This window comes from Dyadobacter sp. CECT 9275, assembly GCF_907164905.1.
Lineage (GTDB): Bacteria > Bacteroidota > Bacteroidia > Cytophagales > Spirosomataceae > Dyadobacter > Dyadobacter helix.
Genome location: NZ_CAJRAF010000002.1, coordinates 3833806 through 3845711 on the forward strand (window position 1 = coordinate 3833806; position 11906 = coordinate 3845711).

Below are 11906 nucleotides of genomic sequence, written 5' to 3' on the forward strand. Positions count from 1 at the left end.
GGGGTTAAATCGCAACAGGCTAAGTATACTATAAATCAATATTTTCTATCAAGAAATTATCTTCCGTTAAACCCGGAAAAACAATAGCTGGCACAGATGGCATGCAAGAGGTCACCGGTTCGAGACCGGTTAGCTCCACCATTTAAAATCAATGATTTAGCTAAGGTTGTCCCTCCTGTCTATCAGCTCCCCTTTCTTGCCGTGTACCATCCCGTGTACCAATAAATACTTGCTGGCCACGCAGAATTAAGGCGACTGCCTCGTTGATAGGGAAGGAACCAATCTGGGCATTCGCCATTCAATTATTTCAAACAACGACACCCGAAATTTAACTTGTATGAGATTTCCAATAAATACTAGCTAACTGTTGTAGTCAGAAATATCACGAAGATTTTATATATGCTCCTCTTCGCCCACTTTTTGCAGACATCGGAGTTAGATTGAAGAGCATTTTGGTTTATATCAATTAATGTTGTTAAGTTTTTTTTTGACAAGGAAGGCCTCTAACTTATGCCACAAGTCATCTGGTCTAACAGGCTTTAGCAAGTAATCATTGATACCAGAAGATATTTGAAGGCTCTGGGATATCACCTCAGTCGAGGCAGTTACTGCTAAAATAGGAGTAGAAGTGTTTTTAGAATTATCCATCTTTCGAATACGCTTTGAAGCTTCAAAACCATCCATTCTAGGCATATTGATGTCCATTAGTATTAGATCGTATTCAAAAGCCTCCACCTTTTCAAGTGCCTGAATTCCATCGGAACTAGAATCCACCTTGATCCCCCAGCGTTCCAGCAATCTTTTCATAACCAAGATATTTAAGGGCTCATCATCGACAATCAGAACACGAAAACCTGCTAATGTTCCAATAGCGGGGACTGAAAGATTTTTCGAAGGGAAATTCCCTCCCAGGAGGGTATAAATCAGACTGAAACTGACCTTCGTGCCATGCCCCTCCCGGCTTTCGATAATCAATTCCCGTCCATGCAAACGAACAAGCTGATAAGCGATCGTTAAGCCTAATGTTCCGTGATTTTGTCGCCTGCTCTCTTCGGGTGCAGTTTGAAATGGATTAATCACCCTGGTCAATTTTTGCTCTGATATCCCGATTCCTGTATCATTAACACTGATCGCCAACCGGATGGAATCTGGATTCACACGCTCAGCACTCAAGTTTAGTGAAACCTGACCGACCTCGGTAAATTTGAAAGCATTTTCAAGGAGGTGAAAAAGGATCTGGCTCAGCCGGAATGCGTCACCACTGAGCTTGACGTCCGTTAGTGTCAGGTCGGAACTGAAAGTAAATTTCAGTTTCTTCTGGTCAGCACTAGGCCGAAAAGATTGATAGATATTATAAAGCAGCTCGCCGGGGTAAAATGGCTCATTTTTGAGCTGTATACTGCCTCTTTCCAAATTTGTGAAATCAACGATTTGATCAATAGTTGCCAGCAGGTTAGTTGTGGAGAAATCAAGTATGTTAAAAGCCTCCTTTTGTTCTGGTAACTGAACGCCTTTAAGAAGCAGGTCGGTTGCACCTTGCACGACATTCAAAGGAGTTCGCAACTGATGCGACATCGTTATCAGAAAGTTGCTTTTAGCTATTGTTTGCAGACGTGCTTCGGCCAGAGCCTTCTCAAGATTGTTCTTCAGCGTATGTCTTTTTTGATCAACCTGCAAAAGCGTCTGAAAGAAGGAAAAATGGATATAGACCAGTAGTAGAAAATTACTGACAATTAAAAATGGGAAGGAGAATTGATTAGGTATAAGGTTGTTTCCTGGCAACTGATAATTGAAGTAGTTTTTCAGAATGACTTCACTCACCAAAGGCAATACGCTCAAAACGGAGTATAATGCTCCCTTCTGGGGGCCTAATAAAAAGTAGCCACTGGAAAGCACAATAAAACAATATTGGACAATTACCACATTGATCCCGTCTTGGACAAGTAAGGTGCTCGACCAACTGATAAGCGTCATGAAAATTAAAAAAAAGTGTGCCGCTATTTTCCAAGATCTGGCAAATAAAAGAAGGGCAAGACAAATTAACCAAATAACCGGAAATACTTGAGTAGCGAAAAATGGTTTATACGGAGCATGCGTTTGCAGATCGACAGCCAGCAGTGAAAGCCTTATACTAAGAAAAGTGAGGATACAAACAAACAATATTTTGACTCGTGCCCTGTCTAGCAGGTTTTGTTGACTGTGTATTATAAACTTATAACGACTTATCATATGACTCGGTTGGGTAAGGCTGAATCACCTAGATTCGTACTTAATGTGTTAGAGGGTTAAACGTTTAAATTTAAGGAAAAGAAGAGACTGTAAAATTAACTCTGTCTAAAAGTTAAAACTTTTAGACAGAGCATGGAAAAGAATTTGAACAGATGCGCGACAACCATTATGGGGCTTCTCAAGGTGCTGGTTGTCAATCAGAAATACTTACAAGCCGATGAAACTCCATTGAAAGTACTCGATAGGGACCATAAAAATGGGATCCATTAGGGCTATGGCTATGTCCAGCACGGCCAAATTGAGATCGATAATAATCTTGCAGAGAACACCATCTGCCCCTTAGATGTGGAAAGAAAGGCCTTTTTTGTTTACTGGCTCCCACCAAGCAGCCGAGATGACTGCAGCGATGTACCGTGAAACGGACCGTCCTTTATGGCAACATGCATGAAAAACGGTATCGATGAGCATCAATGGCTCACCGGTGTGCTGGAAAGAATCCAATCTCACAAGCACAAGTATCTCTACCAATTACTGCCAAACAGCTGGAGCAAGTATCGGCAACAGCACGTTTAAGCGACTTGTAAATTGAGCTTTGCCTGCAATAGAGGTTGCCGGGCGGATATACGAACCTTCTCAGCCAACTAAAATAATGGTCTTTTTTTAATCGATTATAAGTCTTTCGGTTATAGAATGGGCTCATCATGAGCCGATCCTGTCAGTCTATTTTCGTTACCCTCTGCTGCCTGCAAGTGGCTTTGGCTGTGGCCGCCTGCTTGCCGGGCGAAAACGATGTACTGGACCGCTATAACCAGATCAACCAGCGGACCGCTGTTGAGAACGCCGGTTTGAGTCTTGCCCAGGCGGCCAGCGACATGTCTGCTTATCTGGTGGCGGGCAACCTGGTGCGCCGCGCTCCGCTGGACGATATTGGGATCACAACCCTGTCAACTGTCCCGGACGAAGATAACCCTATGCCCAAAACGCAGCCGGGAATCAAGGTCGCCACCTGTTCGTTCGTGCCGGGTGAGGATCTGCCGGAAGACCGTTCACAGCGCAAACTGAGCGCGGTGGCCTATTTTACAGCGCAACCCAAAGGCTTACCGCCTTTGCAAATGATCTTTCCGACGATGACCAGGGCCCTGGCGCAGCGTTTCGGCGGCGCGTCTGTCGGTCTGGTTGATGGCAGCGGCAGTGTCCAATACCCCAAAGTGGCCCAAGATGCGGATTGCATGCCAACATTGACGGATGCCGCTCCCTTTTCGCCGGTCTATGCTGCAGGTTTTAAATACGAAGGCGCAATCGGTACATTGATCCCCGACGCCAAAAAGACGACCTGGCCCAGCGTCTACCGTGATATCACCATCCCCTGCCCATCGCCTTATCAGGGTGTAGTGAAACGCAAGCAGCATTGCCGTCTGATCACCGATGAGAATAGCGTGACACCTGAAGTAGGCATCATTGATCTGGCCAGCAAGAAGTCCGGCGGCAAGGCAGAGAATACCATCAAGCGGATTGAAAAAACCTGGGATTGCGATCCGCCGGATGGGCAGCAGCTCACGCCTAGTGCCGCAGAGATCAATGATTATTGCCGTGACCCCAATGCCGGATTGAGCCCCCAGACCGAAAACAGCATCCAGCTGAGTGCGGAGAATATCAAGGAACTGCTCGATAACGGTTCCAGTCAATATTATACCTTCAAGTGCCGTAAGAATGCCAATGATACCAACAGTTGTGATACCAAGCCATTCAATCCAAATACCAATGTACCAAGCACAACATTCCTGCGCTGTGATCCGCAGCCTGTTCCGGAGCAGTATGTGATCAACCCGGTTGTGCCGATGCAGGTAGATGTGACCGGCAAGGTCATCAGCGAAACCCCGGCCGCGGCAAAGACCGGTGCGATCCTGGGCAACCGCAGCTGCGGCCAGGGTTGGACGGGTGATCTGATTGCCGGTTACCAGGTACGCGCCTGCCGTTTGATCAAAGTGGTGGATGGTGTGCAGACACCCATGAAACTCGCGCAAACGGTGTATAAAATCGGGTATGTCGGTGCGCGGTGTATGGCCCCGCCGAAAGAAGAAACATACGATTGCCCGCACCCTTATGATGGAAATGTGGTACTGCGTGAATCCCATTACATGACCAAGCCATTGGCCCTGCAATTGGGAACTGCTCCGGCTGGGGAATGGTCTCCAAGTACCATTCCCTGGAGTCGGGCTGGGCTGTTCGGGGATGCCACGACTGAAACACGCGCCCGTGCCAGACAGGAAGACTATATTGTTTCCTATCTTCCACTGGAAGGGTGGCAGAACCCCGATTTCAGCTCAAGACTTGGGCAGGCCATGGCCGGTTACATGAAGAAAGAGATTACAGGTTGTAAACTGGCAGGACAGACATGTGAGTTCCCACCGGATCCCATCAAGCTCGGCATTGTGTTTGACCGGTCGGGGAGTATGAAACCAGAGCCTCCCTCTCCCGTGCCAACCCTGACGACGAGCACCAGTCGGATGGAATGCCGGGCTACTTTGAATGATATCTTTACCGACCGTACAGCTGCCTGTGGATTGTTGCGTGATAATGCCCGCGATGAATATCCACAGGATGGCCAATTGATCGAATCTGTCCTGGGGGAGTATCTGATCAATCGCTACGATTCAAAATATTACAGGCTGATGATGGATGCGATCAACAATAAGCAGTCATGTAATGCTTCGATCGACATCGGTTATTGCGTTCCGGGTAAAAGTACCCAGCAAAGCTCCTGTTCACCCGGAACATGCGTCGCACTTCGTTCAACAGTTACAGGAAACTATCTTGATATTGCCGAAGAACAGCTACAAACAGCTTTGGGATATATTCCGACAGGAAGCAATGTGACCTATACCGAGTTTGTATTCGATAATAACGTCGAACCCTCCAAGACTTTCAATCTCTGTAACTATGTCACCGATCCCAATTGCGACTTTGGTTATGAAGTTAACCAGATGCGAAATGACATGCTGGCAAACAAAGGAACAGCCAAAGCGGGAACGCCATTGATTGAAGCGGCTGATCAGACGTTGAAAACCATGTTTGGTGATCACTATGCGGATGCAGGGGTTGTCAATACAGAACCGGGTATATTACTGCTTTTCACCGATGGAGCAGAGCGGGATGGTATCAATGAAAAGGATGGCTATATCTTCAAAAGTGATTATCCATACCCATTTGGCTCGCTCTGTGAGGCAAGGTTCCCAGGAGCTGGCGTAGATGGAGATAACTATGATTTCTGCCGTTACATAGGACTTCACGAAGGATCCGGGTCACCAGATATGGACCCCGCTCAAGTCATTAGTAAAATAGAGCCATATTATTTGACAAACCAATGCGGTGATCCTTCCAATGAAGGTACTCCAACATGTCGGCACGTCCTCAGGCTTTATGATGCTGACGGTTTGGTGCGAGAAAACTGGAAGGATTGCTTCAAGACCGGAAATTCAACCCGAGGGACATTTATTGACTTTGTGAAAGACAAGTTGCCCAATCTGAGAGTATTTATTCTCAACCTGGGCAGCCGAGAACTGGCCAATTGCCCCAGTGACCCCAACAGCAATATTCAAATGATTGATGTAGAAGATGCTATCGGCTATCAGACAGCTTTTAATAATGCGTTCAAAAGCGTGAATACAAAACCTGCAAATCCACAGGATGTATGTCAGCGGATGCGCCAGACATACACAAACGCCGCCGATTATTAATCGACGGCGTTGAGCAAAGAAGAGAATTGGAGATTAATTGACGACTAAGCTGTAAACCTTATCCTGCCCACCATAGCCTGTGGCTTTGTCACCGACCAATCGCCATTTCAGATTGGAGTTGTTAACAACATTCAGTACATCATTCAGATTATTGGCGCCATCGGCGAGGATTTGGGTTTTTGTGCCCGAAAAGCGCATGTCTTTGATAGCGTACTTGCCATCCGAAGTTTTGCCAATATTTTTCCCTTCGACAGAAACCCCGGTATTTAGTTCGTAATTCTTCAGATATACGATTTGGTTTGAGAATTCTTTTACGTTCTCGGCTGTGATCAGATTATTCTCAAAGCTTACTATTTCACCTTTTGCTTTGGTGCTGGCACTTATTTTGGCTTCCACCAATTTATCATCGGCTGCCGTCTCGCCGTATACTTTCTGCCAGAAGCGAACCGTGCTGTCTGCTTTATAGAAACTCACCGAACCTGCCTTACCGGTAATACTGTAAGAAGTTACTTGAACAGGGTCGGTACCCGGCCCGTTGCCTTCACCTTTCTGATCAACGCCAGGCTTGTCACAGGCGGTCATCAAAGCGCCAAGCGCGATTACAGAAGCGGTATTCTTGAAGTTTTTCCAAACTGACATATCATCCTCCCCTTGTGGATGCCTGACAGTATAGCAAAAAAACCGTTGCAATTCAAAGAGTTTGGAAAGGGGTGAAAAAAGTCGAGGATCTTGCATATAAATAGCTGTTTTATAACATATTAATACCTGTTAAATTAACTCATTGGTTTAGTGATACTAATTCCCAATAGACAATACACCACATCCAACTCCAGCGAATCGGGCCAGGGTCCCGCTCTGCTGGAATTGGTCTTACTCAACACTTCAAGGGGCTAAAGTGCCTTCAAGCGTTTAAGTAAGGTATGAATGGTACCTGGATGCCAGCGACTAGTGCCACGAAAGGTTGGAACCCCTCGTATGTTCAGCTCCTTCGAAACAGCACGCACGGATTGCACCCCTTTTTCCTTCAATTTTTTCAGTAATGGCAGCAATTTGAGAGCAAAGTCTTCTGCAGCTTTACGGTTGATTTTCGAGAGCGTTTTTCCATTTTGTCCAAGTACTGTCCCTCGTTTTTTTGCTACGTCCAATGCCTCTTTCGTTGCCTCGCTAATTTTTCGCCTATGCTCTTCCGCTACTGCTGCCAGTATATGAATTGTAAAACGGTTTGCGTGAGGATTGTCCGTTACTACAATGTCAACGTTAGACTTAACAATTCTCGCGATCTGTTCCACGTCACGTCCCAATCGGTCAAGTTTTGATACGATAAGAGTCGCTTTCATTTTCTTGCACATTTTTAAAGCTTGCATCAGGCCAATCCTGGATTTTCGTGTAGATTTGATCTCAATGACCTGATCGATTAATTCATAATCGTTGAGTTTGCAATAATTCATGATAGCTTCCTGCTGCGCCTCCAGCCCCAGCCCACTTCTTCCTTGCTTGCAAGTGGAAACCCGATAGTATGCAATTGCCTGTTTCATAAGCCATTACCCCTCTGCCCTGTCTAGTGGTAAACGATCGTTTATATTTGTACAGAATTTGTTTAAAAAACGGTTAACCGATTCTGGAAAGAGGTTGAACTACAACGAGTTGAGAAGGAGCGAAAAGCAAAAATTACCAGGAAAGTGTCTATATGTAAACGATCGTTTACATATAGACAAATTTTTCCGGAAGAATTTAGATAGGTATAAGGATAAGGGTTATTGAGTATCGAATTTAAGCATGTCCTCAAACTCACCCGGACTGGTGCTGAGGCATTGATTTATATCTAAATCAATTTATAAGTACCCGAGACTTTCAGGTCAGAGGAGAGAGAAATGAAAATAAAAATAGCCCTGCTTTTACTTATAACCAGCTTATCAACCACTGCCTGTGGTGGCCGTGCTGCCAACCCAGTCATGACCATGCAGTACGGCGACCAAAAGAAAAGCTGCCGTGCCCTGGAAAGCGAAATGATCGGCGTACAACAAGAAATATCCCGCCTTGTTCCTAAAACTGATAAGACCGGCAAGAACGTGGCATTAGGGGTTGCCGGAGCGTTCGTTCTGTTCCCCTGGTTCTTTATGGATTTCAGCCATGCCGAAGAAGAAGAGGTGAATGCTTACCGCCAACGTTATAATAATCTGGCAAGTTTGGCAGCCGACAAGGGCTGTGATATTGATACCAGGCCCATCCCAGTTATCAAATCCCATACATCCGAACGTTTCAAAGAAGATTCTAAGCTGAACTAGGTTTATAGCTGCCGGGTTTCAGGATGTTTAGACTTCTGCTCTTTCGAAACAGAATCCTCAACTCATGCTTTCTCCATTTGGTTTATTTTTCAATACAAGAATAAACTAATAGTTTATCTTTGTGGAAAATTATAAACACAAGTATTGACAAAGTTTGTTTTTCTTAGTATAAATAAACTATGAGTTTACCAAATGAGAAAAAATTAAACCATTTGCTACGCGACTGGCCGTCAGAAGCAGTTGTCGTTACTTCGTGGCTTAACGATCAGGGATATTCCAATCAACTGCTTAACCGTTATAAAAAAAGCGCCTGGATCGAATCTCTGGGTACAGGAGCTTTGATCAAAACCGGCGATAAGGTCGGCTATGAGGGGGCCGTGTACGCGCTGCAAAACCAGCTGAATCTCTCAGTTCACCCGGGCGGACGAACAGCATTGTCTTTACTTGGCAAAGCGCACTACCTCGAATTATCTCAAACGAAAGTTGATCTGTTCGGTGATACCTTTGAAACATTGCCCGGCTGGTGTGAAAATAGGGATTGGGGAGTAAAACTGGCCTATCATAAATCGAATTTTCTCCCAGGTAATATCGGCTTGACAGACTTAGAGCTTAAGTCCTTTTCAATCAAAGTATCGTCTGCCGCCAGGGCCATGATGGAATGCCTGTACCTTGCAAAAACCAACCCGCAAATCATAGAATGTTATGAGCTGATGGAAGGAATGAACAATTTGCGGCCAGGCTCTGTGCAGCAACTGCTGAATCAGTGTAATTCGGTGAAAGTAAAGCGTCTTTTCCTTTATATGGCCGAAAAGGCTGAGCACTCATGGGTTCAGCATTTGGTAGTTGAGCAAATAGATATGGGTAAAGGCAAACGTAGCCTAACAAAAAATGGCAGCTACGTGTCTAAATATCAAATAACGGTTCCGAAAGAGTTGGAAGAACATGGAAAACAAAATTTATAAACGACAAGTCGCGTTGCTACTCGACGTATTACCTGAGGTCGCCAAAGAGGAGTGCTTTGCTCTTCATGGCGGCACAGCGATTAATTTGTTTGTCCGCAATATGCCGCGCCTGTCCGTAGATATAGATCTAACCTACCTTCCCATTGAAGACAGAAAGATAACCTTGCTGAATATCGGGCAAGCTCTCGAAAGAGTTAAAACAAATATCGAAAAGGCGATCCCTCGGGTTCATGTCCAGCATAAGAAGGACATCGGTAAACTTCTCATTTCCCTGCCTGGTGCAGAAATTAAACTGGAAGTGAATCTTGTTGGTCGTGGGTCTTTCAAGACGCCGGTACAGATGGTGCTTTGTGAAAGGGCCCAGCAAGAATTTGATGTGTTTACAAGTATCGCTGTTGTCCCTTTTGGACAGCTTTTTGGAGGAAAGGTATGCGCAGCCCTGGACAGGCAACATCCCCGAGATTTGTTCGATATCAGATATCTGTTGGCAAACGAAGGCTTTTCCGATGAAGTACGCCAGGGATTCATTTACTGTCTTCTGGGTAGCGACAGGCCGATGAATGAGCTAATAGTACCAAACTTTCAGGATCAGCGCTTAGCCCTGGCCAATCAGTTTTCCGGCATGAGTGCCGAGGAATTCAGCTACGAGGAGTATGAAACTGTGAGGGAACAGCTTGTAAAGGTTGTTCTGAAAAGCCTTACACCATCCGATAAGGACTTTCTCCTCAGTTTCAAAAACGTGGACCCCGACTGGTGTATTTATGATTTTGAGAGGTTTCCATCCATTCAATGGAAGCTCCGTAATCTGGATATTCTCAAAAAAACAAACCCTGAAAAACATCAGGAACAATTCGAAAGGCTGAAAGAAAAGCTTGATTAAAGAAACGGACTCGTTGTGCAAGAATTCTGAATAAAAAATTTTTTTGTATTAATGAAACCCAAAATTACTTTCTCAGCCCAGGATTTTGTCTGGCGTAATCCTATATGAAGAGGTAATTAGTGATATAAGACGGATCAAGTCAAATTCTTGGGGGGAATTAAGCATAAAGTTTAGAAAGCCGGAACAGGAAGAACTTGATGTCTCTTACGCCTCTGGATGATGATCTAAATGACTTGATTTTTGCGTTGAAGGATTCGGCAGACGCATTCGTACTCCTATTGTTGAAAAAATTTAGAATGTCTGAGTAATGCGCTTGAATAGACCTGGCGACGGTTTTGAAGGAGTCTATCCCACAGTCTTCTACTGTGTTATACCACAATGCAAGCTTTTTAAAGGCCACTTCCTTCGATCCGCAAGTCCGAAAGATGCTTCCGAGCTCCAAAGAGATATTGTAAGCTTGCTTGATTAAGGGATAACGTTCAAAGAGTAAATGGGCACGTTTTGCCTGCGATGAAGTCCATTTATCCTGATGCTTAAATAACAAATACCTGCTTCTGGCTAATAATTGTTTTACAGTGTCTCCGTTTTCGAGAACTTCCGGTTCAAAGCTGATTCCAGCCTCCTTTGCAGCGCCAATCGCTCCATTCTCCTGATCCAACGCTTCCCAACGGTATTTGATCCTAATCTCCTGTACAGCTTCATATGCAAGTTTTTGGACATGAAAACGATCGATTACACGATCTGCTTTGGCAAAACAGCGTTTCACGATCAGGTTCATGTTGGCCGCCATATCAAGAGTTACTTCGGTAACTGTGTCCCGTATTTTCTTGGGAATCTTCTTTAAAACCTCAATAACCGTCTCGGCCTGAGTTCCTTTAATCATCGCAACAAGTGCGCCCTTTCTGCCTTTGGCTGCTTTATTGGTAACAATGGTGTATAATTCTCCGTTAGAGAGGGCGGTTTCATCAATGCTTAATTGAACTCCTGTATTCTGAGCATACAACATCCAATCTTCCGCATGCTCTACCTGATCCCACTGGCGATAATCACTGATATGATTCTTATACTGCTGCTGAAGCTGTTTCCCATCCATATGAAAGTATTTGCCTAGTTGGGAGCAGCTTACAGGATGATTATCAATACAACCCTTTTAAAAAATCCGCAAATTCCTTAGTCATTCGCGTGCCCTTTTGAACCAATTCCCAATCTCTACTTATGATCTCACCGGTATCTTTGACCTCCCAGCGGCGGCGTTTGATACAAAGTGTAACTTTCTGATTTCTAATAGGAAAGTCTTGAATATAAATCTCAGGCAGAAAACCTTTTGACTCTAATTTTTGATCTTTAAACTCAGTGGGAGGTAGGTTTTTCTCTTCCAGGTAGATCAGAAGACCAGGGATGGCTTCAACGATCTTGGAGAGGTCAAAAAAATCTAAGATGCCTTCCGGCAACAGGAAACGAACTAAGGCTTGATACGACTCTTGCAATGGACTCTAAAAATTGATTCACCGCAAAAAAACTACTTTTTTAGTCGCCCCCCAACTTTTCGGACTGATCCTATAAGACATTTCAAAACTTTAGAAATCCTGATCCTTCAATTGTTTTAGATATGTTTTAGATACTAACAAAAAAGCAGTCACATTTTCATGTAACTGCTTGATTTTCTGTGTAGCGGGAGCTGGACTCGAACCAGCGACCTTTGGGTTATGAGCCCAACGAGCTACCAACTGCTCCATCCCGCGGTGTCGTTGAATTGGAGTGCAAACATACAACAATTATTAAATATTAAACAATTATTTTTGTTGAAATTTAA

Annotated in this window: 10 protein-coding genes, 1 tRNA gene and 1 pseudogene; 6 read left to right on the forward strand and 6 right to left on the reverse strand. The window is 44.6% G+C overall.

The window, feature by feature from the left end:
• Nucleotides 1-462: 462 nt before the first annotated feature.
• The gene (locus tag KOE27_RS23750) at nucleotides 463-1974 is read right to left on the reverse strand and encodes a response regulator (RefSeq protein ID WP_215241204.1); all 1512 of its coding nucleotides are present in this window, start codon (nucleotides 1972-1974) and stop codon (nucleotides 463-465) included.
• A gap of 546 nt (nucleotides 1975-2520) precedes the next feature.
• On the opposite strand from KOE27_RS23750, the pseudogene KOE27_RS23755 reads away from it, so the two are divergent.
• The 3 genes and pseudogenes from KOE27_RS23755 to KOE27_RS23765 form a co-directional block, all read left to right on the forward strand.
• Nucleotides 2521-2646, forward strand: a pseudogene (locus KOE27_RS23755) (hypothetical protein); the annotation flags it as partial.
• A 15-nt stretch (nucleotides 2647-2661) separates the two neighbouring features.
• Nucleotides 2662-2802, forward strand: a complete 141-nt coding sequence (locus KOE27_RS23760) for a transposase domain-containing protein (protein ID WP_215241205.1) — start codon at nucleotides 2662-2664, stop codon at nucleotides 2800-2802.
• Nucleotides 2803-2930: 128 nt separating this feature from the next.
• Complete coding sequence (locus tag KOE27_RS23765; protein WP_215241206.1) at nucleotides 2931-5966, forward strand: hypothetical protein; 3036 nt, start codon at nucleotides 2931-2933, stop codon at nucleotides 5964-5966.
• A gap of 33 nt (nucleotides 5967-5999) precedes the next feature.
• Here KOE27_RS23765 and KOE27_RS23770 read toward each other — a convergent pair whose 3' ends face one another.
• Entirely contained in the window at nucleotides 6000-6701 is a 702-nt protein-coding gene (locus KOE27_RS23770) for a hypothetical protein (protein WP_215241207.1), read from the reverse strand.
• Nucleotides 6702-6856: 155 nt separating this feature from the next.
• Nucleotides 6857-7501: a recombinase family protein gene (locus KOE27_RS23775; protein WP_215241208.1), complete on the reverse strand. Its 645-nt coding sequence runs from the start codon at nucleotides 7499-7501 to the stop codon at nucleotides 6857-6859.
• Nucleotides 7502-7837: 336 nt separating this feature from the next.
• Between KOE27_RS23775 and KOE27_RS23780 the strand changes: the two genes are divergently transcribed.
• The 3 genes from KOE27_RS23780 to KOE27_RS23790 all read left to right on the forward strand — a co-directional run bounded on the left by KOE27_RS23780 (nucleotide 7838) and on the right by KOE27_RS23790 (nucleotide 10093).
• Nucleotides 7838-8251 carry a hypothetical protein gene (locus tag KOE27_RS23780; RefSeq protein WP_215241209.1) on the forward strand — a complete coding sequence of 138 codons (414 nt, stop codon included), beginning with the start codon at nucleotides 7838-7840 and terminating at the stop codon, nucleotides 8249-8251.
• Between the two features lie 179 nt (nucleotides 8252-8430).
• The gene (locus KOE27_RS23785; protein ID WP_215241210.1) at nucleotides 8431-9213 is read left to right on the forward strand and encodes a type IV toxin-antitoxin system AbiEi family antitoxin; all 783 of its coding nucleotides are present in this window, start codon (nucleotides 8431-8433) and stop codon (nucleotides 9211-9213) included.
• Nucleotides 9194-10093, forward strand: coding sequence for a nucleotidyl transferase AbiEii/AbiGii toxin family protein (locus tag KOE27_RS23790; protein ID WP_215241211.1), 900 nt, complete (start codon nucleotides 9194-9196; stop codon nucleotides 10091-10093). The genes KOE27_RS23785 and KOE27_RS23790 overlap by 20 nt, the downstream gene beginning before the upstream one ends.
• A 157-nt stretch (nucleotides 10094-10250) precedes the next feature.
• On the opposite strand, the gene KOE27_RS23795 is transcribed toward KOE27_RS23790, so the two are convergent.
• The 3 genes from KOE27_RS23795 to KOE27_RS23805 all read right to left on the reverse strand — a co-directional run bounded on the left by KOE27_RS23795 (nucleotide 10251) and on the right by KOE27_RS23805 (nucleotide 11835).
• On the reverse strand, nucleotides 10251-11186 hold the full coding sequence (locus KOE27_RS23795) for an ISAon1 family transposase (protein WP_215241212.1): 936 nt from the start codon (nucleotides 11184-11186) through the stop codon (nucleotides 10251-10253).
• A 43-nt stretch (nucleotides 11187-11229) separates the two neighbouring features.
• Nucleotides 11230-11580 (reverse strand): ISAon1 family transposase N-terminal region protein, encoded by a 351-nt coding sequence (locus KOE27_RS23800; protein ID WP_215241213.1) that lies wholly within the window; start codon nucleotides 11578-11580, stop codon nucleotides 11230-11232.
• 182 nt (nucleotides 11581-11762) lie between these two features.
• Nucleotides 11763-11835, reverse strand: a tRNA-Met gene (locus KOE27_RS23805).
• Nucleotides 11836-11906: the final 71 nt, after the last annotated feature.